Source organism: Campylobacter sp. RM9334, assembly GCF_020138145.1.
Lineage (GTDB): Bacteria > Campylobacterota > Campylobacteria > Campylobacterales > Campylobacteraceae > Campylobacter_E.
Window position 1 is genome coordinate 1 of sequence record NZ_JACGAX010000006.1, and the last position, 25,514, is coordinate 25,514.

The 25,514-nt window shown below is 26.4% G+C and carries 24 protein-coding genes; 16 read left to right on the forward strand and 8 right to left on the reverse strand.

Translation table 11 applies throughout. The annotated features are described in order from the left end of the window. Nucleotides 1–9 precede the first annotated feature (9 nt). Nucleotides 10–603, reverse strand: coding sequence for an RdgB/HAM1 family non-canonical purine NTP pyrophosphatase (rdgB, locus tag AVBRAN9334_RS03860; RefSeq protein WP_214117295.1), 594 nt, complete (start codon nt 601–603; stop codon nt 10–12). 76 nt (nt 604–679) lie between these two features. On the opposite strand from rdgB, the gene AVBRAN9334_RS03865 reads away from it, so the two are divergent. Together AVBRAN9334_RS03865 and AVBRAN9334_RS03870 are read left to right on the forward strand one after the other, a co-directional pair. Then, nucleotides 680–1,780 (forward strand): aminoacetone oxidase family FAD-binding enzyme, encoded by a 1,101-nt coding sequence (locus AVBRAN9334_RS03865; protein WP_336607116.1) that lies wholly within the window; start codon nt 680–682, stop codon nt 1,778–1,780. Further along, the gene (locus AVBRAN9334_RS03870; RefSeq protein ID WP_336607081.1) at nt 1,773–2,765 is read left to right on the forward strand and encodes a pyridoxal phosphate-dependent aminotransferase; all 993 of its coding nucleotides are present in this window, start codon (nt 1,773–1,775) and stop codon (nt 2,763–2,765) included. The genes AVBRAN9334_RS03865 and AVBRAN9334_RS03870 overlap by 8 nt, the downstream gene beginning before the upstream one ends. Nucleotides 2,766–2,787: 22 nt before the next feature. On the opposite strand, the gene ruvB is transcribed toward AVBRAN9334_RS03870, so the two are convergent. Next, on the reverse strand, nt 2,788–3,798 hold the full coding sequence (gene ruvB / locus AVBRAN9334_RS03875) for a Holliday junction branch migration DNA helicase RuvB (protein ID WP_214117299.1): 1,011 nt from the start codon (nt 3,796–3,798) through the stop codon (nt 2,788–2,790). Nucleotides 3,799–3,866: 68 nt separating this feature from the next. Here ruvB and AVBRAN9334_RS03880 point away from each other — a divergent pair, with 68 nt between their 5' ends. Beyond that, nucleotides 3,867–4,286 (forward strand): Hpt domain-containing protein, encoded by a 420-nt coding sequence (locus AVBRAN9334_RS03880; protein WP_214117301.1) that lies wholly within the window; start codon nt 3,867–3,869, stop codon nt 4,284–4,286. Continuing rightward, the gene (locus AVBRAN9334_RS03885) at nt 4,283–5,314 is read left to right on the forward strand and encodes an AI-2E family transporter (protein ID WP_336607082.1); all 1,032 of its coding nucleotides are present in this window, start codon (nt 4,283–4,285) and stop codon (nt 5,312–5,314) included. Before AVBRAN9334_RS03880 ends, AVBRAN9334_RS03885 begins: the two co-directional genes overlap by 4 nt. Here AVBRAN9334_RS03885 and AVBRAN9334_RS03890 read toward each other — a convergent pair. Further along, nucleotides 5,311–6,300, reverse strand: coding sequence for an alanine racemase (locus tag AVBRAN9334_RS03890; RefSeq protein WP_214117309.1), 990 nt, complete (start codon nt 6,298–6,300; stop codon nt 5,311–5,313). The two genes, AVBRAN9334_RS03885 and AVBRAN9334_RS03890, sit on opposite strands and share 4 nt — an antisense overlap. Next, nucleotides 6,300–7,262: a L,D-transpeptidase family protein gene (locus AVBRAN9334_RS03895; RefSeq protein ID WP_336607083.1), complete on the reverse strand. Its 963-nt coding sequence runs from the start codon at nt 7,260–7,262 to the stop codon at nt 6,300–6,302. The genes AVBRAN9334_RS03890 and AVBRAN9334_RS03895 overlap by 1 nt, the downstream gene beginning before the upstream one ends. Nucleotides 7,263–7,406: 144 nt before the next feature. On the opposite strand from AVBRAN9334_RS03895, the gene AVBRAN9334_RS03900 reads away from it, so the two are divergent. From AVBRAN9334_RS03900 to AVBRAN9334_RS03920, 5 genes are read left to right on the forward strand one after another with little or no spacing between them, the layout of a single operon-like run. Beyond that, on the forward strand, nt 7,407–7,832 hold the full coding sequence (locus AVBRAN9334_RS03900) for a copper chaperone PCu(A)C (protein ID WP_214120431.1): 426 nt from the start codon (nt 7,407–7,409) through the stop codon (nt 7,830–7,832). Then, nucleotides 7,832–8,266 (forward strand): hypothetical protein, encoded by a 435-nt coding sequence (locus AVBRAN9334_RS03905; RefSeq protein ID WP_336607084.1) that lies wholly within the window; start codon nt 7,832–7,834, stop codon nt 8,264–8,266. The genes AVBRAN9334_RS03900 and AVBRAN9334_RS03905 overlap by 1 nt, the downstream gene beginning before the upstream one ends. Nucleotide 8,267: 1 nt before the next feature. Continuing rightward, nucleotides 8,268–8,798, forward strand: a complete 531-nt coding sequence (locus AVBRAN9334_RS03910) for an SCO family protein (protein ID WP_214117317.1) — start codon at nt 8,268–8,270, stop codon at nt 8,796–8,798. 46 nt (nt 8,799–8,844) lie between these two features. Then, a complete protein-coding gene (locus AVBRAN9334_RS03915; protein WP_214117318.1) occupies nt 8,845–9,264 on the forward strand; it encodes a hypothetical protein in 420 nt (139 codons plus the stop codon). A gap of 33 nt (nt 9,265–9,297) precedes the next feature. Continuing rightward, on the forward strand, nt 9,298–10,371 hold the full coding sequence (locus AVBRAN9334_RS03920) for an SLC13 family permease (RefSeq protein WP_336607085.1): 1,074 nt from the start codon (nt 9,298–9,300) through the stop codon (nt 10,369–10,371). An 11-nt stretch (nt 10,372–10,382) separates the two neighbouring features. Here the strand turns inward: AVBRAN9334_RS03920 and AVBRAN9334_RS03925 are convergent, their stop codons facing one another. Further along, the gene (locus AVBRAN9334_RS03925; RefSeq protein ID WP_336607086.1) at nt 10,383–12,950 is read right to left on the reverse strand and encodes an ATP-dependent Clp protease ATP-binding subunit; all 2,568 of its coding nucleotides are present in this window, start codon (nt 12,948–12,950) and stop codon (nt 10,383–10,385) included. A gap of 155 nt (nt 12,951–13,105) precedes the next feature. Between AVBRAN9334_RS03925 and AVBRAN9334_RS03930 the strand changes: the two genes are divergently transcribed. The 7 genes from AVBRAN9334_RS03930 (at nt 13,106) to AVBRAN9334_RS03960 (ending at nt 20,461) form a co-directional block, all read left to right on the forward strand. Next, complete coding sequence (locus AVBRAN9334_RS03930; protein ID WP_442862234.1) at nt 13,106–14,401, forward strand: S41 family peptidase; 1,296 nt, start codon at nt 13,106–13,108, stop codon at nt 14,399–14,401. Then, nucleotides 14,401–15,552 (forward strand): hypothetical protein, encoded by a 1,152-nt coding sequence (locus tag AVBRAN9334_RS03935; RefSeq protein ID WP_214117324.1) that lies wholly within the window; start codon nt 14,401–14,403, stop codon nt 15,550–15,552. Before AVBRAN9334_RS03930 ends, AVBRAN9334_RS03935 begins: the two co-directional genes overlap by 1 nt. After that, a complete protein-coding gene (locus AVBRAN9334_RS03940; RefSeq protein WP_239802974.1) occupies nt 15,536–16,219 on the forward strand; it encodes a lysophospholipid acyltransferase family protein in 684 nt (227 codons plus the stop codon). The genes AVBRAN9334_RS03935 and AVBRAN9334_RS03940 overlap by 17 nt, the downstream gene beginning before the upstream one ends. Continuing rightward, nucleotides 16,216–16,581 carry a fluoride efflux transporter CrcB gene (gene crcB / locus AVBRAN9334_RS03945; RefSeq protein WP_214117327.1) on the forward strand — a complete coding sequence of 122 codons (366 nt, stop codon included), beginning with the start codon at nt 16,216–16,218 and terminating at the stop codon, nt 16,579–16,581. The genes AVBRAN9334_RS03940 and crcB overlap by 4 nt, the downstream gene beginning before the upstream one ends. An 8-nt stretch (nt 16,582–16,589) precedes the next feature. Further along, on the forward strand, nt 16,590–18,407 hold the full coding sequence (gene htpG, locus AVBRAN9334_RS03950) for a molecular chaperone HtpG (RefSeq protein ID WP_336607088.1): 1,818 nt from the start codon (nt 16,590–16,592) through the stop codon (nt 18,405–18,407). Further along, on the forward strand, nt 18,407–19,495 hold the full coding sequence (locus AVBRAN9334_RS03955) for a DNA adenine methylase (protein WP_239802976.1): 1,089 nt from the start codon (nt 18,407–18,409) through the stop codon (nt 19,493–19,495). Before htpG ends, AVBRAN9334_RS03955 begins: the two co-directional genes overlap by 1 nt. Nucleotides 19,496–19,789: 294 nt before the next feature. Further along, the gene (locus AVBRAN9334_RS03960) at nt 19,790–20,461 is read left to right on the forward strand and encodes a hypothetical protein (protein WP_239802977.1); all 672 of its coding nucleotides are present in this window, start codon (nt 19,790–19,792) and stop codon (nt 20,459–20,461) included. A gap of 33 nt (nt 20,462–20,494) precedes the next feature. Here the strand turns inward: AVBRAN9334_RS03960 and AVBRAN9334_RS03965 are convergent, their stop codons facing one another. Genes AVBRAN9334_RS03965 through AVBRAN9334_RS03975 form a run of 3 tightly spaced genes read right to left on the reverse strand, consistent with a single transcriptional unit; the run spans nt 20,495 to nt 25,509 of the window. Continuing rightward, nucleotides 20,495–23,512: an efflux RND transporter permease subunit gene (locus tag AVBRAN9334_RS03965; protein ID WP_336607089.1), complete on the reverse strand. Its 3,018-nt coding sequence runs from the start codon at nt 23,510–23,512 to the stop codon at nt 20,495–20,497. Then, nucleotides 23,513–24,244, reverse strand: a complete 732-nt coding sequence (locus tag AVBRAN9334_RS03970; protein ID WP_336607090.1) for an efflux RND transporter periplasmic adaptor subunit — start codon at nt 24,242–24,244, stop codon at nt 23,513–23,515. A gap of 8 nt (nt 24,245–24,252) precedes the next feature. After that, nucleotides 24,253–25,509 (reverse strand): TolC family protein, encoded by a 1,257-nt coding sequence (locus AVBRAN9334_RS03975; protein ID WP_214149815.1) that lies wholly within the window; start codon nt 25,507–25,509, stop codon nt 24,253–24,255. Between the last annotated feature and the right edge of the window lie 5 nt (nt 25,510–25,514).

Below are 25,514 nucleotides of genomic sequence, written 5' to 3' on the forward strand. Positions count from 1 at the left end.
TATAATTTATTAAAAAATCTTTTTTAATTCTTCTAAAGCCTTAAATCTGTGGCTAATTTTATTTTTTTCATCTTGACTAAGCTCTGCAAAAGTCTTACTTAATCCTAAAGGAATAAACATACTATCATAGCCAAAACCATTATTACCGCTTTCTATTTTACTAATCGTTCCATCGCAAACGCCTTTTGCAAATTCTATCTTTGAATTAGTAATTAAGCATAGAACACAAACAAAACTAGCTTTACTAAAATCAACTCCAACTTTTGTTAATTCAAGGCGTAATTTTTCTCTATTTTTAGCATCTTTTTCATCACTAAAATCATTTGCGTATCTAGCAGAAAAAATGCCTGGAGCATTATCTAAAGCCTCAACGCAAAGACCACTATCATCAGCTAATACTGCATAATTTTTCTTATCTTCTTCGCTTAATTTATCCCACAATGCTTTTGCTTTAATTTTTGCATTTTGTTTAAAGCTATTTCCATTTTCAATAGGATTAAAATCACTAACAAAATCACTTGCTAAATAAAGCTCGCAATTTGTTAATAATTCTTTAAATTCTTTTAATTTACCACTATTTGAACTCGCAATTATTATTTTCATTATCTATCCTTTATAATTTTTAGTATTATAAGTAATAAAAATACCAAAAGGACAAACCATTAAAGATTTAATAATTATTGGAGCTGGAGCAGCGGGATTATTTTTGGCTGCTAATTTGAAAAAAAATGCTTTAATTTTAGAGCAAAATAACGCCGTTGCTAAAAAACTTTTAATAAGTGGTGGTGGCAAATGCAATGTAACAAATGAAAATATCAATATTAAATCGTATTTATGCGATGATTATGATAAATTAAAGCAAAGTTTAGATGAGTTTAGCTATCAAGATAATCTTAATTTTTTTAAAGGAATTAAGTTTAATAAAATTAGAAATAAGCAGTTTTTTGCTCCTAATTCTTCGTTAATCCTTGATAAATTATTAAGTCAAAATAAATCAAAAATTATGCTAAATACTAAAGTTTTAGGCTTAGAAAAGGCAAATAATTCTTATAAAATCATCACAAATAAAGGCGAGTTTTTAGCTAAAAATGTAGTAATTGCTACTGGTGGAATTTCTTTTGCTACTTTAGGAGTAAGCGATATTGCATTAAAAATTGCAAAAGAATTTCAAATAGGATTTAGCGAGTTTTTACCTGCTTTAGTGCCACTTACTTTACAAAAAGATGAGTTTTTTATGAAAAATCTTAGTGGAATTAGCATTGAAGTTTGCATTAATGATATTTTTAAAGGTTCTATGTTATTTACCCATAAAAGTATTAGCGGCCCTGTGGTTTTGAGTGCTTCATTGTTTTGGACTAAAGGCAAAATCAAAATTAATTTTCTAAATGATTTTAAAATAGATTTTAGTAGTTTAAAGCAAGCTAGCACGCATTTATCTTTACCTAAAGCTTTTATTAAAGAATACTTAAATGCAAATAATTTAAGCGATAAAGCAATGAATAAATATAATTTAGAAGAAAAAGAGATTATAAATAAATTATATAATTATGAGTTCGCACCAGCAGGAAATCTAGGATTTAATAAAGCAGAAGTTTGTAAAGGTGGAATTAGCCTAAAAAGCCTAAATGAGCATTATGAAAGCTTAGAAAATAAAGGTTTATTTTTCATAGGTGAATGTTTAAATGTAGCAGGGATTTTAGGCGGATTTAATATACATTTTGCATTTGCTAGTGCAAAAAAATTGGCAAATTATTTAAACAAGGAGTTAAAAGATGATTGATTTATCAAATAATGAAAATACCTTAATAAAACACGATTTTAAAAGCATTATGAATGATTATGATTTAATGTGTAAATACCCTTGCGATAGCGAGTATTTGCTAAAAGAAGAACTAGCCAAAAAGCATAATGTAAAATCAAATAACATAAGCTTAGGTTGTGGCTCAAGCGATATTATTTATAGAACAATTTGTGCTTTAAATGCAAGAGCAAAAAGCGAAAATAAAGAGCTTAATTTAATAGTTCCTATGCCAACATTTGATTTGGTTTTAAGCATTGCAAAAGCTTTAAAAGTAAAAATCACTTATATTTATTTAAAAGATGATTTTATCCTAAATGTAAATGATATAAAGCCATTAAAAAACTCATATAATTTAATTTATATTACCAACCCAAACAACCCAAGTGCAAAAGAGCTTAGCCAAAATGATTTAGGGTATTTATGCTCAATTTGTAAGGATAATACTTATATGATTTTAGATGAAGCTTATGCCGAATACAATACTAATTTTATAAGTATTAAAAAATGTCAAAAAAATATAATAATTACTAGAACCTTTTCTAAAATCTATGCTCTAGCGGGACTTAGAATAGGATATGCTATTGCTGAAAATGAATTGCTTTCTTTTATTGATGAGTTTATTTTAATAGACAATATCAATGCTTATGCTTTATTTTGTGCTATAAATGCTTTAAAAGATGAAGAATTTGTAAGTAAAACAAGAGCTATGACTTTAGAAAATAAGGCTAAATTAGAACAGGTTTTAAATGAATTGGATATTTTTTATTTTAAATCTAATGCTAATTTTATTTTACATAAAATAAAAAGTGAAAATTATCATAATTTTATGCTAGAAAACGGCGTTAAAGTAGGTAGAAAAATACATAATTATCCTTTATTTAACAGAATTAGCGTAGGAAATATTGAAGAATTAAATGTATTTTTTAAAGCCTTAAAATTAGCAAAAGAAAAAGATTTGGTGTAAAAATAAATTAAGAATTTAATTCTTAATTTATATCAAATAAAGAAGGTGTATAACCACTTAATTTTAAAAGCGAATAAGCTTTAGTGGTTGCTACTCTTCCTTTTGCACTTTTTTCTATGTAATTATTTGCTATTAAATAAGGCTCGATTACATCTTCAATAGTTCTTTCATCTTCGCTTAAAGCTGCTGCAATAGTATTTAAGCCCACTGCTTTTTTAGCCTTGCATAAAAACTCAAGATAATTTAAATCGCACTCATCAAGACCTAATTCATTTACACCTAAACTCTCAAGCGCTAATTTAGCTCTTTTTAAAGTGATTTTTGTTTCATTATTTACTATGGCAAAATCCCTAACTCTTTTAAGAAGTCTAAGGGCAATTCTTGGGGTGCTTCTGCATCTTTTAGCTATTTCTTTACTAGCGTCGTTATCACAGGTAATATCAAGCTTTAAAGCAGCTTTGCTAATAATTAAAGCAAGTTCATCAGGGGTATAAAACTCTAGCCTACAATTAATCCCAAATCTATCCCTAAGCGGAGTTGAAATTCCACCGCTTTTAGTAGTAGCAGCAATTAAGCAAAACTTAGCTAAATCAATTTTAACGGTTTGAGCTGCAGGGCCACTTCCTATTATAATATCAAGACGAAAGTCCTCCATCGCTGGATATAAAACTTCTTCAATAGCAGGGCTTAAGCGATGAATTTCATCAATAAATAATATATCTCCATCTTCAAGATTTGTAAGAATTGCAGCTAAATCTCCGCTTTTTTCTATCATAGGCGCTGCTGTTGTTTTAATATTTACTCCCATTTCATTTGCAATTATATTTGCTAAAGTGGTTTTTCCAAGACCTGCAGGGCCAAAAAATAAAGTATGATCTAGTGGGGCATTTCTTAACTTTGCTGATTTTATAAATACTTTTAAATTCTCTTTAGTTTTGTTTTGACCTACATATTCATCAAAAGTGCTTGGTCTTAGGCTAATTTCATATTTGCTATCATCTTTAAATTGTTCAATTTCAACTATTCTTTCCATTTTTTACCTTAAATAATGTTTGTAAATAATTTGTATAATCTTAGCAAAATATAAAAACGAGTGATTACATGAATAAAAATTTAGGACTTTTAGGGCAATTAGAATTAGAATTTGATTTTGATATCGTTGATGATTTTATGACCCATTTTAATATTTTTTGCGATTCTTTAGAGCCTGTTATTATCGCACTTGAAGATGAAGATAAATATAAAAATAAAGTAAATGAGCTTTTTAGAATGTTTCATAATATGAAAAGCGCTAGTGGTTTTTTAAAAATTAATCAATTCGTAAATATTTGTAAAATTGTTGAAGATGTCTTAGATGAAGCTAGAGATATGAGAGGTCCTGCTAGCGATGAATTAGTAGATTGGCTACTTTTTGTAACTGACCAATTTATGATATACAAAAGAGATTTTAACGATAATAATCCTTATCTATCAGCTTTAAATCCAAAAATTATTCACCTACCACAAAGGCTAAATAAATGAATGCTAAATATTTTATAACAGCTATTGTTTTATTGGTTTTATGTTGTTTGCTTTATTTATTTAAACCTTTTTTATTAACTATTGCAATCGCTGTTTTAATGGCAGTTGCTACTGCAAATCTTCATCATAAAATATTCATAAAAACAAAAAGAAAATATGTAGCTCCAATAGTTTTAACAACTATGATGTCTTTATTATTTTTTGCTCCACTTGCATACACTAGCTTTTCTTTAGCAAGTTCAATTAAAGACTTAGATATAGTTCAAATTCAAACAACAATTACAAAATTAAAATCAGCAGAATTTAATTTACCAAGCAATTTAGACTACATAGAGCCAAAAGTAAAAGAAGCTTTAAATGAAATAGATTTAAATAATGTAGGTAAAAATATATTAAATTATGCTTCAAATTTTACAAAATCAGGTGTTAAATTCTTTACTGAACTTATATTAATAATAATATTTTATTTCTTCGCAAATTATTACGGAGTAGAACTTGTAGGATTTTTTAGAAAACTTATGCCGCTTAAAAAAAGTGAATTTGAAAATGTATTAGGCGAAGTATCTAATGTAATGAGCGTTGTGTTTTATTCTGTAATTATTACTGCTGTTTTTGAAGGTTTATTATTTGCAGTATTTTTAATGTATTTTGGATATAACGGACTTTTAATGGGTATTTTATATGCAATATCTTCGCTAATTCCATTAATAGGCGGTGCTTTACTTTGGGTTCCTGTTAGTTTGTATGAATACTCTCACGGCAATACAGCAAATGCTATAATAATTGCACTTTATTCAATTATTATGATTTCTATTATTGCAGATACTTTTGTAAAGCCATTAATAATTAGATGGATTAATGAAAAATTGTTAAAAACTCCAGCAAATGTCAATGAGCTTTTGATATTTTTTGCAATGATTGCTGGTATTTCTACATTTGGCTTTTGGGGAGTTATATTAGGGCCTGCTATTTTGGCTTTATTTTTATCAGTTGTAAAACTTTATGTATTAATTATAGAAAAGCATTAAATTATTATTTTTTTAATACTTGGATTTAATCTAACTAAAGCTTCATAAACATTAGTATTAAAATAATTTGCGTATTTTAAAGCATCGTTAAATACGCAGATATTTTCTTTATTAGTATCTTCAATACTAAAGCTATCCATTGAGATTTTGCCTAAAACTTGTTCATTATTTGCTAATTTAAATTCTTTTAAACCTTTATAATATAAAAGCCCATCTCCATATCCTAAATCATAATTAGCAACTTTTAAATCCTTATTAGATACAAAAATCTCATCATATCCAATACTATCTCCAGCACTAATAATTCTTGAGCTAATTTTTTCAGCCCAAAGACTTAAAACCGGCTTTAAATTAGCCTTTACATCGCAATATCCAAATTGTGCTAAACCTACTCTAGCAGCCTTATCGTATTCATTTTCATCTAAAAATAAAGTGCTAGAATTTGCAGAGTGAAAAAACACTTCATCAGAATAATTATTCTTTATAAACTCGCACATTTTTATATAAAGTGGTTTTTGATTTTTAATATTATTTGGACTTGAATAATGAGTGAAAGCTGATACTAATTTCAGCTTTTTTTCTTTAATAATTTTTAGAGCTAATTCTAAATTGTTTTCACATATTCCACTTCTATGCATATTAGTATCAAGTTTTAAAGCGACTTTATCTTCATTATTTAAATAATCAAAATAACTCAAATCATTAATCGCTAAAATATAATTATCGCAAGCTTTATAATGCTTTGGAATTTGAGATAGTATTAATATATTTTTAAATTTATTTTGAATAATACTAGCTTCATTTATGTTTTTTACTGCGACATTTTTAATACCAAATTCTAAAGCCAAATCACTAATTATATTAATATCGTGCCCGTAAGCATTGTCCTTTAAAATAATGATTAATTTATCAATGCTACTAACTTTTTTTAAGCACTCATTTAAATTATGAAAATAATTTGCTTTATTAATTGTGATAAATGCCATTATTGCTCCGTTAAGATTGATATTTTTCCATTTACTAATTCAACATATAAAACTTTTTCGCCATTAAAAGTATAACTTGAAGTAGCATAATTTTCATAAAAAGTAATCTTAAATATTTTTCTTTGCTCTAAATTAGGATAAGGAATTATATTTATATCTTTAAATTGTATTGTTTTATCCTGCTTTCTACTAAAAATTGCCTTTTTTTGCTCCTTAAAAGCAGATATTTTCGTGCCATCATATTTAATAAACTCATCACTATAATAACTAAGATATGTTTTATAATCATTGTTAGTCCAAGCATTTTTCCAGTCAAATAAATTAGCCAATATTAAAGCAATTTCATCAGCATTTGTGCTAACAACGCCTTTTTCATTAATTAATACATATATTTTTTTATTATTTACAATGCCATTAAAATCTAGCAAAACATCATTAGTCATTACAACACAACCCTTAGTCTTATAAGCATCATATCTTACATCGCCTTCAAGTGGAAAACCATGAATCCAAATTCCAGAGCCTGTTTTTTTACGAACTTTATCATATAAATTAGGATAGTTTAAAACAAAAGCATAAGGTCCATAATAATTATCAGGTGGAACCATTTTGTTTAAAACCTGATAAGCTCCAATAGGGGTTTTTAAGTCCCCTTCTCTTTCTTTATTACCCATAAGACCTGTTATTACACTTTGCTCGAATTTAGGTGTTAATTTGTTGTTTTTTTCTTCAAATAAAACTAATTTTTGTTTATCTTTATCAACTACTACCACCATAGCATCATCGCTATAGTATCCATATTTTAAATCAAGTCCTTGCAATTGAGTTTGCCAAAACTTAACATCACTAAGTCCAGCTTCAAGCTTATTTTCAACTGCACCTATGCCATCTTTTAAATAAATTTGTAATAAATTGTCTGAATATAAATAAATTGATAATAATAAAATTATGATTTTTTTCACTATTAGCTCCTATAAAAGTTAAGGACTAATTATAAAAAGTAATTTTAAAGCTAAGTTAATACCAAAAATGTTTTTTTGATTATTGCTTTCATTAAGAAAAATTTATTTATAATCCTTATCGTTTTTATTAAAAAGGAGAATTCAATGAAAAAGATATTATTAGCGTTAAGTTTAGGTGCAAGTTTATTTGCAAACAATATAGAAATAAGTGAGCCTTATGTTAAAATTACCCCACCAAATGCAAAAAATTCAGCTATTTTTATGAGTATTAAAAACAACTCAAATGAAGATATAAAGTTAGTTGATGCTAAATGTGATTTTGCAAAAAATACAGAAATCCACACTCATATTCACGAAGATGGTATGATGAAAATGATTAGAATACAAGACGCAACAATCAAGGCAAATGATACTTTAGAACTAAAACCAAAAAGCTATCATATTATGCTAATGGATATTAAAGATAGCATTAAAGAAGATACTAAACTTAATTTAGAACTAAGCTTTAGTAATGGCGAAAAAGTTGAATTAAAAGACATTCCAGCAAAATCAATAATTCACGCTCATTAATGAAAAAATTAATATTTTTATTAGTAATAATTGCTATTTTTGCAAGTTTGTTTTATTTTTATCCAAATTCTAAAAAAAGGGAGTTAATCACTACATTAACTCCACTTAGTTGCGATTTAAATGTAAGTGAGTGTGAAGTAGATTATAATGGTAAAAAAATCATATTTGATTTAAGTCCAAAACCGCTAAAAACCTTAGAAGAAACAAAAGTAATTATTAAAAATTTAGAAGATTTTCCCAAATTAAATGCAAGACTTTATGGGCTTAATATGTATATGGGAGATATTGTAGGAGAATTTGAAAAGATTAATAATGCTTATATTGCAGATATTGTTTTTAGTGCTTGTACTGAAAATACTATGAGATATAGATTAGAATTATTTAATGACAATAAAAGCCTTGATTTATCTATAGATTTTGATGTTAGGAGATAGTATGAAAAAGCTAATTATTTTTATTTTTTTAGGATTAATCTTAACTGCTTGTTTTAATAATAAATATGATTTTAATTTAAAAGGAGCAGGTGATAAAACTTATACCCTTAAAGATTTTAAAGGAGATAATTTATTAATTTACTTTGGCTACACATTGTGTGCTGATATATGCCCTACTTCTTTAGCTATTGCCACTAAAGCTTTAAATGAATTAAATAGAAATGATATAAAAATATTATTTATTAGTCTTGACCCTAAAAGAGATACGGCAAATGATATAAATGAATATGTGCAATATTTTTATAAAAACTCACTAGGACTTGTGCCTAGCGAAGATGAGCTTAAAAGAATTTCAAAAAACTATGGGGTAAAATATGAGTATATTTATCAAGATAGTGCTGCTGAATACACCGTAGCTCATAGCTCAAGTTTTTATATAATTGATAAAGATGGTAATTTCAAAGGAGAAATAAGCAATTTAACAAATGCGAATGTTAAGAAAAAAATTAGCGAATTTTTAGGTAATAATTAACTATTTACTTTTACAATTCGGTTTTTAAATATATAAAGGAGAAATAATGGCTACTAAAAAAACTAGCGAAAAAGAAACAAAGCAAACAGCTAAAAAAACTACTGCTAAAAAAGAAACGGCTAAAAAAGAAGTAAGTAAAAAAGAAACTTCTAAAGAAGTAGCAAAAAAACCAACTGCAACAAAAGCTGAAAAAGTAGAAAAAGAAGTAGTTGAAGATAAAGCTGTTAAATCTAAATCAAAGGAAACTACATTGTCTAACGAAGTAAGTAAAGTTGAAGAATTACAAAATGAAATTGAAAAATTAAAAGCTGAACTTGGTATTATGAAACAATTCAATAATAATCGTGATAAAAACTCAAGCGATAAAATCTTTATGGAACTTGAAAAATTAAAAGAGATTATTTATGGTTTAGAAGATAGAATTGAAGAGCTTGAATATCAAGTAAGCGAAAAAGACGATTATTAATATTCATTCCGTTTTTCGGAATGAATTAAACTTATGCTATTTACATTTATTCTTTCATTAATTAGTTTTGTTGTTTTAATTATTTTTAAAGGTATTGATTTTACTTATTTAAATTCTTTATATGATTTTATAAGTTTTAAGACACTTGCCTTACTTTCTATGTTTATAGCTGTTAATAAATCCTTAGAATTAATAGGAGCATTTAAGCTACTTGCCTTTTATGTATTAAACAAAATTACCAAATTAAAAACCATAGCAATTTTACTAATACTAATATGTTTTTTTAGCTCTATGTTGGTTACTAATGATGTAGCATTGCTTTGTTTTGTGCCTTTTAGTATTTATTTATTAAAAGAATTAAAAGCGAAAAAATTTACTATGCAAATCATAATATTACAAACAATAGCAGCAAATCTTGGCTCAATGCTAACCCCATTTGGAAATCCACAAAATTTATTTATATTCACATATTTTCATTTAGATTTTTTAAGCTTTTTTAAAAGCACTTATATTTACTGCATTATATCTTTAATATTATTATTTATTTTTACCATAAATATTAAAAACAAAAACATAAAACTAAAAAATCTTATAAAAACTCAAATAAATCAAAAATTATTTATCCAAAACCTAGCATTATTTTTCATATCAATTTTATGTGTTAGTGATATTTTAAATATATTTTTAGGCTTTTTTATAGTTTTTATAAGCTTATTTATTAGCAATAAAAACGCAATTTTTAAAGCTGATTTTTCTCTTATTATAATTTTTATAAATCTTTTTATATTTGTAAAAAATATAAGTTATTTTATAAGTATTAAAGAATTTGATATTTTTTATCTAAGTATATTTTTATCTTGGATTATTAGCAATGTTCCTGCTTGTGTGTTTTTAGCTAGTTTTACAAATGATTATAAAGAATTATTACTAGGGGTAAATATTGGCTCATTAGGGACTTTAATAGCTTCTATGGCGAGTTTAATTTCTTATAAATACTATATTAATTCTTATAAAAATAAAGCTTTTAAATACATAATCAATTTTACTTGGATAAATATTGTATTTTTAATAATTTTAGTAGTTTTTAAAGAATTATCCCGAATTTAATCGGGATAAAATTATTTCGTATTAAATATAAATTCCTTATCAAAATCAACTTCTACAAAAGATTTCAAATTCCCTTGTAAAATAAGCTCACTAAGTCTTGAATCAATTTCTTGATATATAGTTCTTTTTAAGGCTCTAGCACCATATTCATCACTATATCCTAGATTTAAAATTTCTAATTTTGCATTCTCACTAATACTAAAGCTAATTCCAAGTTCTGCTAATTTATTGCTAGTATTTTTAAGCAAAATATCAACAATTTGTAAGCATAAATCTTTGTCTAAAGCATTAAATCCTACTATTTCATCAAGCCTATTTACAAATTCTGGTTTAAAGTATTTTAATAATTCTTTATTTATTAATTCATTTCTTTCTTTTTCATCTTTAATCTCTACAAACTTAGCTGCTCCAATATTACTTGTAAATATTATTAAAGTGTTTTTAAAATCAACCCTAAAGCCTTTATTATCACTCAAAGCTCCTTCATCTAACATATTTAAAAATATATTAAAAATCTCAGGATGAGCTTTTTCTATCTCATCAAAAAGTAACACCGAATAAGGTCTATTTTTAACAGCTTCTGTTAATTGTCCGCCTTCATCACTTCCTACATAACCAACCGCAGAACCTATTAAATTGCTTACTCTATAGCTTTCAGCATATTCATTCATATCAAAACGAATTAAAGCCTTTTCATCATCAAAAAGCTCTTTTGCAATTGCTTTTGCTAATTCAGTTTTACCAACTCCTGTAGGCCCTAAGAATAAAAAGCTTCCTATAGGACGATTGCTATCACTAAGCCCTGCTTTATTTGCCCTTACTGCACGAGCTAAAGCTTTTATAGCTTTATCTTGTCCTACCACACGAGTTTGTAAATTATTTTCAAGATTTAAGTATTTTTCACTCTCATTGCTTAGTAATTTACTAACCTTTATTCCTGTCATTTTTGCCAAAATTAAAGCGACTTGCTCATCATCAACTTCGTTTTTAAGTAAAGTTCCGCTTTGTTTTAACTCTTGCCAATTTGCCTTAGCATTCTCAAGCTCATTTTTAACTTGTGGGATTTTTCCGTATTCAATCTCTCCTGCTTTTTGATAATCTCCTTTATTTTTTGCAATATTTGCTTCATTTTGCAAATTATTAATCTCGTTCATTTTCTTTGAAATTTCGGCAAATACTCTTTGCTCGTTTTCAAATTTCATTCTTAATTTTCTTTCTTCTTCGCTAAATTCACTTAATTCATTTTCAATTTCTTTTAATCTTTCTTTATTTTTTTCTTCGCCTTCCATTAATAAAGCTTCTTTTTCAACTCTTAATCTAACGATATTATTTTTTACATTTCTTAAAGCACTTGGCTCACTTTCAATTTGCATTTTAAGTTCAGCCGCAGCTTCATCTATTAAATCTATTGCCTTATCAGGCAAAAATCTTCCTTGAATATAACGATTACTAAGCTTAACAGCAGCTACTAAAGCTTTATCATTAATACTTACATTATGATGAGCGCTTAATCTTTCTTTAAGACCCCTAAGCATTGCTATTGCATCATTTACGCTTGGTTCATTCACAATTATGCTTTGAAATCTTCTTTGCATTGCAGCATCTTTTTCAAAATATTTTTTATATTCTTTTAAAGTGGTTGCACCAATGGTTTTAAACTCGCCCCTACTTAAAGCAGGTTTAAGTATATTAGCAGCATCCATACTTCCTTCGCTTGCACCTGCACCTAATATTGTATGAATTTCATCAATAAAAATTATAATATTAGGATTTGCTTTTACACTTTCAATTATATTTTTAAGTCTTTCTTCAAATTCTCCGCGGTATTTTGCTCCTGCAACAAGTGCTGCTAAATCAAGACTTAATATTTGTTTATTAGCTAAAGAGCTTGGCACTTGTTTATTAGCAATTGCTTGAGCTAGAGCTTCTACTATAGCTGTTTTACCAACTCCTGGCTCACCTAATAAAATAGGATTATTTTTGCTTTTTCTAATTAAGATTTGCATAAGCCTTTCTAATTCATTATCCCTTCCTGTAATCGGGTCAAGTTTGCCTGATTTTGCTAATTCAACTAGATTTGTGGTGTATTTTTCTAATTCTTTATTACTTATATCATCTTGCTCTTTTTCGCTAATTTTTCTATCACCTCTTAAAGCATTTAATTCACTTTTTAATACAAGTAAATCTAAATAATCTTTTAATAACTCACAAATTCCACCCTTATCACACTCACTAATTATCCACATATCAGTGCTTAAGTAGCTATCACCTTTGCTTAAAGCAAATCCAATAGCCTTTTCAAGTGAAGTTAAAAGTGCATTACTAGGTTTTACATTATTAGCATTTACTCCATCGCTTTTTACTAAATTATCAGCCTTGCTTTTTAGCATTAATGAAATTGCAGTTTTATCTATTGATAATTTATTAAATACTTGATTAAGAATAGAACTTGAATCATTAGCAATAGCCCATAAAATATGAAATGGTTCTATATTTGGATTTTTATTAAATACACATAAGCTCACTGCTTGACTTAAAGTTTCATTAAATTGATTTGTTAATTTATCTTGAATATTCATATTATCTCCTTTAATTGATATGGTTCGCATTATATTACTTTAGTCTATTATTGTCAAGTATAAAATTAAATTTATCACTTAAATATCTTAAGTGCTAAGTTTTTTATTTAAAAATACATATAATTGCTTACTTGTATTTAAAAAATTGCGTTAAAATCACAGCTTTAATCTTAAATCTTATTGGAGCTATCGTGAATTTTAATAAAAAGATATTTTTGTGTGTTGCACTTGGAATTTCGTTGTTTGCAAAAACTGATGAAGAAGCTGAAAGACAAGCATTCTCAAAGCTTATTAAGACTTTTAGAATGATTGAAGCAAATTATGTTGATGAAATCAGTATAGAGCAACTTGTGGATAAATCTTTAGAAGGATTATTGAGTAATCTTGACGCACATTCAGCATTTTTAAATGAAAAGAATTTCAAATCTTTACAAGAAAGCACAAACGGAGAATTTGGCGGTCTTGGAATGACTTTATCAATTAAAGATAATGCAATAACCGTTATTGCACCGATTGAAGGAACACCTGCTGATAAAATTGGTATAAAATCAGGCGATGTTATTTTAAAAATTGAAAATGAAAGCACGATAGGAATGAATCTTGATGACGCAGTTTCTAAAATGCGTGGCAAACCAAATACTAAGATTAATATTACAATATATAGAAAAGGCGAGAAAAAGCCACTAGATTTTACGATAACAAGAGATATTATAAAAGTTGAAAGCGTTTATACTAAAAAAATAGAAAATACAGACTTTTTATACATTAGAATTACAAGTTTTGATAGAAATGTTGTAAGTAAAGTAAAAGACGCATTAGCTATTAATAAGGATATTAAAGGGATAGTAATTGATTTAAGAAACAATCCAGGTGGTTTATTAAACCAAGCTACAGATTTATTGAATTTATTTATTGATAAAGGTATTTTAGTATCTCAAAAAGGAAGAGATGAAAGTGCTAAAATAGATACTTTAGCAATTAAAGGTGCTGCAATAAATACAAAAATACCTATTAGTATAATTGTAAATGGTGGAAGTGCAAGTGCAAGCGAAATCGTAAGTGGAGCTATGCAAGATAGAAAAAGAGCGATTATTGTTGGTGAGAAGACTTTTGGTAAAGGAAGTGTTCAAATGATTAGAGAAATCAATGATAAAGAAGGTATAAAACTAACAATTGCAAAATACTACCTACCAAGTGGAAGAACAATTCAAGCAGTAGGAGTTACTCCTGATATTATTGTGTATCCTGGTAAGGTAAATACTGAAGATAGTGGCTTTAGTATAAAAGAAAGTGAACTTAAAAAACACCTAGAAAATGAATTAGAAAAAATTGATGGTAAAAAAGAAAACAAAACCGATAAAAATACGCTAACTCAAGAGCAAATCAATGAAGATTCTCAATTAAAATCAGCAATTGACGCTTTAAAAATCTTAGTAATTAAAGGAAATTAATGAAAAAAATAATCTTTTTGATATTTGCTAGTATTTTATTTGCAGCTCCATCAAAAGAATTAAGTGTAATGGACGCTCAAGTTTATACAAACCTTAATCAAAATAATGAAGATGCAAATAGTTTTACTAGCGATATTAAAGAAGAATTTAATGATAAAGTAGAACTTGCTATTAATGCTAATTTTTCAAAAAATTCTGTAAAAACTAAAGAAGTTTTTTATATAGATATAACAATTAATTCTAATTACAAAACAAATTTTACTCCGCAAATTAATTTTGAAAAAAGCATTGATATGCAACAATTAAATAAAGATATTAAATTTAATAGCGAAAATGGAATTTATACTACTCGTGTTTATTTTCAAGCAAATACAGCAAATGCTAAACTAAACTCAATTGATGCTAAGTTATTTAGAAATACTCAAGAAGTAGGAAATGCTAAAATCAGCCTAGATAATTTAAAAATTGAAGAATTAAAATTTAATAAAGATTATGTAGAGTTAGTTGCAAGTGATTTAAAAATTACGAATTTAAAATGCACTGAATATGATGAAACTAGCGTTATATGTGGAATGGACGCAAAAGCAAATAACACTAATTTTAATAATTTTTCTTTAAAAACTGCAAAATCACAAAGCATTACAAATGTCGGAAAAGACTATGAAAATGCAAAATGCTCAATTGCTTTAATTTTTCCTAATAATATGAAAAATTTCTCTTTTTCATATTATGACCCATTAGAAAATAAATTCATAGAATATTCTAATAAAATCATAGTAGAATCTGAAGAAATAAGCACTCAAACAGACTTAAATCCAATAACAAAAGAAATTAATTTTTATTTACAAATTGGAAGCTTAATCTTAGCTGTAATTTGTCTCATAATTGTAGTAATTTTTAAAAGGTTTTTTTCTTTAATAGCACTTGCTATAGTTTTTGTGGCTTTTAGCTTTATTGATGGTGGGAATTTTAGTAGTGCTAAATTAAAATCAGGTGCAAGTGTTAGAATTTTACCAACTAATAATTCAACTATTTTTTATAAAAATACTGACATAAAAGAAGTAAAAATCATAACCAAAAAAGACAATTTTGTAAAAATAGCACTTGATGAAAATACAAGTGGTTGGGTAAAAAATGAAGATATTGAATAAAATCTTAAGTATTTTTCTAGCAATAATCATAGCAATCAGCATTGCTTTTGTAATTGTTTTAATGTTTATTTTCCCTAAAAAAAATTGGGTTATTAGAAAAACTTGGGCAAAATTTATCCGTAAATTGTGCTGTTATAAAATAGAAATAAAAGGCGATTTTAATCCTAATGCAAGAATGATTATCCTAAATCATCGCTCAATGCTAGATATTATCGCACTTGAAGATGTATATCCATACGATTTAGCTTGGATTGCAAAAAAACAGATTGAAGAATTATTTTTCTTTGGAAATATCATAAAATTACCTAAAATGATTTCAATAGATAGAGAAAACGCAAGAGATTTTGTAAGAGTTATAAATGAAGCAAACGATAGATTAAATAATAATAGAAACATATCTATGTTTCCTGAAGGAACTAGAAGTGATGGTTATGAGTTATTAAGATTTAAAAAAGGCGCTTCAATGCTAGCTACTAAGTTAGATGTTTTAGTTCAACCTGTTGTAATTATTGGTTCAAAAGAGATTTTAGATAGTAAAAGAATAACAATTCACTTAGGTAAAAAACTTACAATAATACCTTTACAACCACTAAAAGCTAATGAATTAGACAATGCAAAAGACTTAATGCAAGAAGCAATTAATGAATATTTCAAGGCTAATGAGTGAATATTTTTATGGTTGCTTTAGGTGGAGCCATTGGTGCTGTTTTAAGATATATTTTAAGCACTTTTATAAATCGTAATTTTGATTTTAAATTCTTTATAGCTGGGACATTAATCGTTAATTTAATAGGCTGTTTTTTGATAGGATTATTTTATGCACTAGCTAAAAATTACGAGAGTTTAAACGAGATAAGATTATTAATAGTAGTAGGATTTTTGGGTGCTTTTACTACTTTTTCATCAATTACTTATGAGAGCATAACATTATTAAAATCATTAGGCTTCGTTGCCTTTAGTGCAAATATTATTTTAAATGTAGTATTTGGACTAATAGCAACTTATATTGCTTTAAATTTTTTTAAATAGGAGAAAATATGGAATTTAAAACCGAAGTAAATCAATTACTTAATTTAATGATTCATTCACTTTACTCAAATAAAGAAATATTTTTAAGAGAGCTTATATCAAACTCAAGCGACGCTATAGATAAGCTAAATTTCTTAAGCCTTAGCGATGAAGCTTATAAAGGAATTAGCTTTAATCCTAGTATTAAAATTAGTATTAATAAAGACGCTAAATTATTAATCATAGAAGATAACGGCATAGGTATGGACGAAGCTGATTTAAATAATAATTTAGGCACAATTGCTTCAAGTGGAACTAAGAAATTCTTAGAAAATTTAAGCGAAGATGCTAAGAAAAATAGCGATTTGATAGGTCAATTTGGTGTTGGATTTTATTCAGCATTTATGGTTGCAAATAAAATTGAAGTTTATACTAAAAAAGCCTTAAGCAATGATTCGTTTTTATGGAGTTCTGATACAAATGGTTATGAAATCACTAAAACAAATAAAGATAGTTTTGGCACAAAAATAGTTCTACATTTAAAAGATGATGAGTTTTTAAACACTCACACTATTGAAAATCTAGTTAGCAAGTATTCAAATCATATTTCTTATCCGATTTTCTTGGAAAAAGAGATAAGTGTTGGAGAAGGAGAAAACGCTAAAACTGAATTAAAATTCGAGCAAATCAATAAAGCAAAAGCTTTATGGAGAGAAAACAAAGCAAGTCTTAAAAAAGAAGATTATTTAAAATTCTATGAAGGTATAAGTTATGATAGCAAAGAGCCGATTTTATATGTTCATACTAAAAGTGAGGGCGGTTCTTTAGAATATTCAAGCTTATTTTTTATCCCTGCAAATGCTCCACACGATTTATATAGAGTAGATTATGAAAAAGGTATAAAACTTTATGTAAAAAGAGTATTAATTAGCGAAAAAGAAGAGATTTTACCAAGTTACTTAAGATTTGTTAAAGGTGTGCTTGATGTTGAGGATTTACCTTTAAATGTAAGTCGTGAGATACTACAAGAAAATGTAATTTTAAGAAAAATCAAAGAAATCAGCACTAAAAAGATTTTAGGTGAATTAGAAAAATTACAAAAAAATGACGCTAATAAATATGATGAGTTTTATAAATTATTTGGTGCTGTATTAAAAGAAGCATTGTTTGACCCAAGTGCGAACAAAGATGAGATTTTAGCATTATGCAAATTTGATAATAGTCAAAACGATACTCAAATCACACTTGATGAATATTGTGCTAATTTAGGTGAAAACAAAACTATTTATTATCTAATCGGTGAAAATAAAGAATTATTAAAACACTCACCTTTACTTGAAAGCTACAAAAAAAATAGCATAAATGTATTGCTTTTAAGCGACAAGATTGACCCAATCGTAATTCCTATGGTTCATAAATATAAAGATTTTGATTTAAAAGCTATAAACGAAGTTGATGAAATCAAAAAAGATGAATTAAACGATGAGCAAAAAGGCTTTTGTGAAAAACTAAGCAAAATATTAGAAAATGATGTAAAAGAAGTAGTTCTATCTAATTCTTTAGAAAGCTCATTATCAAGCTTAGTTTATGATACTAAAGACCAAGAATATATGATGGCTAAAATGATGGCTCAATTTAGCGGAGAAAAAATGAATGCTAAAGGCGTTTTACAACTAAATGCAAAACACGAATTAGTAGCAAAACTAATAAACGAAAATAACGAAGATAGCCTTAAAAATCTAGCATTTATAGCTTATGGCACCGCAGCACTTGCTCAAGGCTTAGAATTTGCTAAGGTTAGTGAGTTTAACGAAGCTGTTATAAATCTAGCTAAAAAAGCGTTTTAATGCAAGAAAACAAAGCCTATTTAAGCGAACAAATAATTACTTATTTAGGCAATAAACGCTCATTATTAGGCTTTATTGAAAAAGGCGTAAAATATGCAAAAACCGAGCTTAAAAAAGATAAATTAAGCTCGGTTGATTTGTTTAGTGGTAGTGGCATTGTCGCAAGATTTTTAAAACAACACTCAAGCTATTTAATAGCAAATGATTTAGAAAGTTATAGCAAAGCAATCAATGAATGCTATTTATCAAATATTGATAATAATTTTTATAAAGAGCTTGAAATAGAGCATAAAAAACTAAAAGAACAAATCATTAATAATTTTAATGAAAACGGCTTTATAAGAGAGCTTTACTCTCCTAAAGATGAGCTAAATATCACTCAAAATGATAGAGCTTTTTATACAAATTATAATGCTAGTTATATTGATACAGCAAGATTATTACTAGAAAATCACAAATATAAAAAATACTTTTTAGCACCACTTTTATATGAAGCTAGTGTAAAAGTAAATACAAGTGGTGTTTTTAAAGGCTTTTACAAAAATAAAAACGGCATAGGAGAATGGGGTGGAAGTGGCAAAAATGCTCTTAGTAGAATTATTGCTAATATTGAATTAGCAATGCCTATTTTTTCAAACCATAATGTGCCTTTTAATGTGTTTTGGCAAGACGCAAATGTTTTAGCAAATGAGCTTGATTGTGATTTATGCTATATTGACCCACCTTACAATCAACACCCTTATGGCTCAAATTATTTTATGCTAAATCTAATTACAAATTATATTAAACCACAAGATATTTCTAAGGTTTCAGGTATTACAAAGGATTGGAATAAAAGCGTTTATAATTCTAAAAAAACAGCTAGCGAAAGCTTTTTTGAGCTAATAAACAATCTAAAAGCAAAAATAATTTTAATCTCATATAACAACGAAGGCATAATAAGTGAAGATGAATTTAAAAATACTCTTTTAAAATTTGGTAGCTTAAATATATTAGAGCAAAAATATAATACCTTTAGAGCAAGTAGAAATCTAAACAATCGTAAAATCCATGTAAAAGAGATTTTATATATCCTTAAAAAAATATAAAATAATATATGATTTAATATACTTAATCATAAAAACTACCTAAAGCCTTGTTTTTATCTACAAACTATACTACTTATAATAAACACTTAAAATTATCATAAATATTTATATTTTTATTAAAAGAATTTAAAAACACACTTCAAAATATATTTTTATAAAATAAAAAGCTTTATTATTAGTGTTTAATAAAATACTAATTAATAAAAATTATTATTTATATTATCCATAGATATAATATTTAAAATATAATTACCTATGCAAATATTATTTGTATAAATTATTTAAGGAGTTTTTATGAAAAAAATCATTTTTTCTTTACTTTGTTGTAGCAATTTATTAATATCTCAAACTTTTATAGAATTTAACACTCTAGGTGCAAGTATTAAAGACAAAAATAATATTTTTGACAATGATTTATCTAGCACCTTAAACGCAAGTGTATATTTATATAAAATGGATAATTATGATAATGATTTTGTAGGTGGAATAGACTTTAGCCATTTTAATATATATTCAAGGTTTTTTATAGGCAATCAAGGAAGCAAAACTGATATTGATTTATATAATTTCACAGCTTTAGGTGGATATGGATTTTATAATGATATTTACAATATATCGCTTTCTTTATTAGGCGGTGTAGGATATGAAAAGGCTAAATATAATTTAAGTAGTGATATTATAAAAAACGCTAATTTTAATAAGAATTTAAAATCAAATCTATTAACGCTAGGAATTGCTGCTAAATCGTATTTGGACAGCAATTTAATACTTGGAATGAGATTATTTGCTAAGCACTACACAAACAATAATATAAAAGAAAAATCAGTCCTATCAGGAGATATATCATTAGGTTATAGTATTTCAAGACAACTTAATGGGTTTTATACTCAAGTAAAAGTAGGCTATGATAATAATTTAGTAGGTAAAGGCGTTAATTTTGGAATAGGATTAGGCTATTCATTTTAAAACTTAGGTTTTTTATCCAAAAGATAAAAAACCTTAAATTAAATCTCTTTTATAAATTCTTTTTAACTTTCTATCTAATTTATAGCATACTTCATAAATTGCAGGAATAGCAAAAAGTGTTAATATGGTTGAACTAATAAGACCACTAATTACTGCAACTGCCATAGGAGAATTGCTCTCATAACCAGCTCCGTGTGAAATAGCTAAAGGTAGCATTGCAAAAATCATAGCAATCGTAGTCATTAATATCGCTCTAATTCTACTTTTACCAGCTATTTTAAGAGCTTCTTTAACCCCTACTCCGCTATCACATAATTTATTTGCAACATCAATTAATAAAATTGCGTTTTTGCCAACCATTCCAAATAACAAAATAAGAGCAACCAAAACAAATAAAGAAAATGTATTGCCTGTCAAATAAAGACCAATACAAGCTCCTGCAAACGCAAGTGGCATTGTAATCATTATTACAAATGGAACGATAAAGCTTTCATAAAGAGCTGCTAATACTAAATAAATTAATAAAAACGACAAAATCATAACCATAATAAAACCAATAATCGTTTCTTCTAAAAGGTCAATAAAACCAGTAAATGTATATCTTAATCCAGTATTTTGCATAATTTTACTCATATTAGTTTCTAGTTTTGTTTTTACCTCATCTAAAGAAACTCTATCAACTCCTGCAGTAATTTTTACAGAACGAGTTTTATTAAGTCTATTGATACTACTACTATCCTTAATTAGTTTGATATTTACTACATTTAATAAACTAATTACATTATTATCCATAGTTCTTATTTGTATTTTTTCAAGTGATTTCATATCTTCTTTAGATACTTTTTCAAGTTGAATAAATATATCTTTACTATCTTTTAAACCATCTAAAACCCCAACATTAGCGTGAGCAAAAGAAGTTTGAATTATCCCTGCTAATTCTTGAGTATTTACATTTAATTTTCTTGCTTTTTCTTTATCTATATAAATAGCTAAAACATCTGCATAAGCATCAATATCATCGCTAATATCAACAACGCCTTTTAATTCGCTTAAAATATTTTTTGCTCTTCTACTAGCACTTACTAAAGAAGGGAAATCATCACCTAATAATACAAACTGAACCGGCTCATCAATACCCGCACCTTCAAATTTAGGTATTTCTAAAACTTTGATTTTAAATTCTTTTAAACTCAAACTATCTCTTAGATTAGAAACAACTTCTTTTTGTCTTTCAGTTCTTTCATCTAATGGTTTTAACTTAACATATATTTTAGATTTTTTTCTATCTTTTGCATCATCGTAGCCTACTAATAAATAAGCATAATCTACATTTTTATTTTCTTTAATTTGTTTTAAAACTTCTAAAGATTTAGTTTCCATAATATCTATTGATACATCTTTTTTAGATTCTATTTGAACTTGAAGTTCGCTATCATCTTCCATAGGTAAGAAATCAAGTCCTATTTTAGGTGCTAAAGAAAAAGATAAAGCACATAAAATAAAAATAATACCTATAAAAATCTTTTTGTATTCTAATATAGTATCAAGAGTATTTTCATACCATTGTTCTAGTCTAGTAAAATACTTTTCTGTATTATCGTGAAACTTACTATCTTTAACATTTAAAAATCTAGCACTAATGGTTGGGACTAAAAATACACAAACCAAAAACGAAATAATTACCCCAAAAGCAACGCTCATTCCTAATGTATTAAAAAACAAACCAGAAATACTATTCATAAACGAAATCGGAATAAACACGCATAATAAAACTATACTGATACTAAATACAGAAAAAGCAATATCCTTAATACCTTCATAACTTGCATATAAAGCATTTTTTTCTGTTTTAATCTTTTTACTAATATTCTCAATTACAACTATAGCATCATCTACAAATATACCAATAGATAAAGTAAGTGCTATTAATGTCAAACGATTTAAATCGTATCCAAATAAATCTATTAAAAAAAAGCTAGAAATAATTGAAGTAGGAATTGCTATGCTAGCAATAATAGTAGCACTGATATTTCTTAAAAATAAAAACACTATTAAAATTGTTAAAATCACCCCTAAACACATATCAAATACAACTTGATATATGTGTTTTGTAATATTTTCTGATTTATCATACACAACACTAAAATCTATATTTTTATGATAATCTTGAATACCTATTAAGGCTTGTTTAATATTTTTAGCAACTTCTAAACTATTTTGACCTGTGATTTTTTTAAGCTCTATTAAAACTCCATTATCTCCATTAAAATAAGCATAACTATCTTTTGAAGTATAGCCTATACTAATATCTGCTACATCTTTTAAAAATACTCCTGGAGCTATTCTTAATTGTTCTAATTCTTCTACACTATTTGAATCAAAATAACCTTTAATAGTAATATTTTTAGCTTCATTTTCAATACTTCCTAAAAAGGTTTTAAAATTCTGCATTTTTATCAGTTTTGCCACATCTAAAGAGTTAATATGGTATTTGTTTAATTCATCTATATTTAAATCAATTTTTACATTGTTTTTTAAATACCCTACCATTTTAACTTCTCCAACGCCTTTTATACGCTGAAAGTCGCCTTCTAAATCATCTTCAATCAACTGCATTAAATCTTTATCGTTTAAATCTTTAGATGAGATAAAAATACTCATAACTGCACCTGCATCTGATGAGACTTTTTCAACACTTGGTGGGTATTCTAATTTCATTTTTGATATTTTTTCACGAATATCATTTACTGCTATTTCTAAATCTTTACCTAGTTCAAATTCTACGACTATTACGCTTAGATTATTAAAACTTTTTGAACTAATTCTTTTTATCTGGCTAACACCTGAAATTTGATTTTCTAACTTTTTAGTAATTTGAGATTCTACATAGCTTAAATCAGCATTTGCAAATGTAGTGATTTTAACAAGTGGAATATCAACATTAGGATATAAATTAATTGGCATTGTAAAAATTGATATAACACCAAAAATCAATAACCCTAAAAAAGTCATCAAAATAGTAACAGGTCTATTAATTGCAATTTTTAACATTTATTTATCCGTAATAATATAACCATCTCCAAATGAACCAATTTGTATATCATTTGCTAAGACTTCTGCATAAATTTTTCTAGTTTTTATATCAATATTTGGATATATTTTACTAATTACACCTTTCATATTTAAGCCATTTATACTATATTCATAAGTATTACCTACTTTAACTTTATCAGAGTATTTTTCATCAAAACTTAAAAGTAATTTAACTTCAGGGTAACTATCTAAAATCAATAAAGGTTGATTAGGACTTGCTACGCCTTCTCCAACTTCAATATATTTTGCCGTAATTACTCCATCAAAAGGAGCTTTTAATTTTTTTTGATTTATTAAAGTTTCATATTTTTTACTAGACATTCTTGCTGATTTTAGTCTTTGTTCTGCTTCACTTTTTTTAAAGTTAATTTCATCTAAAATTTGTTCATTCAATACTGATTTTACTTGCTCGTATCTTTTAAGAGTGCTAATTGCTAAAGTTAAAGCTTCATTTGCTAATTTTTGTTGAACATTTGATTCTTCTAATCCAACTTGCTCAATTGAACTATCAAGTTCTAATAAAATATCACCTTTTTTCACGCTTTTACCTACATCTACATTAATTTTATTTACAATTCCAAAAGATTGCAGTGATAATTTAGCACTTTTTTGAGCAACCACATCAAAACTAGCATAAATAGAATCTGCAAATAAATTAAGACTAATTAACAAAAATAATAATTTTTTCAACATTTCTCCTATAAATCAATTACAAAATCTTTAATAATAATACCTTTAGCAAGTAATAATTCTGCCTTAGTTATTTCAAATTTAGCTTTACTTAAGCTAAGCTTCGCCAAAGCTCCTTGCATAGTTTCTAAAGAATTTAAATATTCAACATATCCAACAAGTCCAGCTTCATATTTTTTAGCAATACTCTCATAAGCAATTTTGCTAGCATTTAAAAGCTTTTCATTGGCATTGATTTCTTCTTGTAAAAATGAAATTTTTTGAATTAATAGTTTTTCCTTTTCACTAACTGATTTTTTACTATATATATTCATTTCTTTAGCGGCTAAATTACTAAGTTTTGCACTCTCATAAGCTTTTTTGTCAGCTCCAAAAGAAAAAACATTCCAAGATAAACCTAGCATAAATATATTTGAAAACATTTTTTCTTTTACTCTTTCTTTTACTATCATATCAAAAGGAGCATATAAAGAATAATTGAAATTATTTTTTGAAAATCCCACAATATTTTTTACAAAAATAGTAGGTTTAAATGGTGCTAATGATAAATCCTTATTAAGCTCGCTCATCTCTTCTTTTAAAGAATTTATTTTAATATCATAAGATTTATTAGCACTATCTTCATAAATAATAGCACTGCCTTTTGTAGGAATAAAATTATTATTAGTTATTAAATAAATATTACTTAATATCTCATCTTTTTGATAATTTAAATTATTTAATTCACTTTTATTTAATTCTACTTTTGCTCTAAATATTTCTAGCTCATCATTAGGTCTTAAGCCTACTTTATTTAAATTTTCTAATCTACTTAAACTCGCATTTAAATATTTTAAATTCTGCTCTTTATATTCAATATTTTCAATTAAAGCTAAATAAGAATAATATAAACTTGCTAAATTAAATTCCAATTCATTTTTAGCCTTTTCTAATTCAATTTGACTTAATTCGTGATTTTTTTTCGCAAGATTTATATTAGAATTTCTTTTACCATCATAAATTAAAGCATCTATTGCTAAGCTCACATTTGTTAAATTATTTGGATTTATTATATATCTATCATAATCAAAACTAACAAATCCAACTTGTAAAGTAGCACTAGGATAGTATTTGTATTTTACGCTTTTTGCACTTTCTTCTTTGCTTAAAGTTTCATAATTTTTAGCTTTTAATTGCTCATTATTCTCAATACTTTCTAGCATAGTTTTTAAGCTAGTTGCATTCAGCAAACTAAGACTTAATAAAATTAAAGATAATTTTTTCATATTTT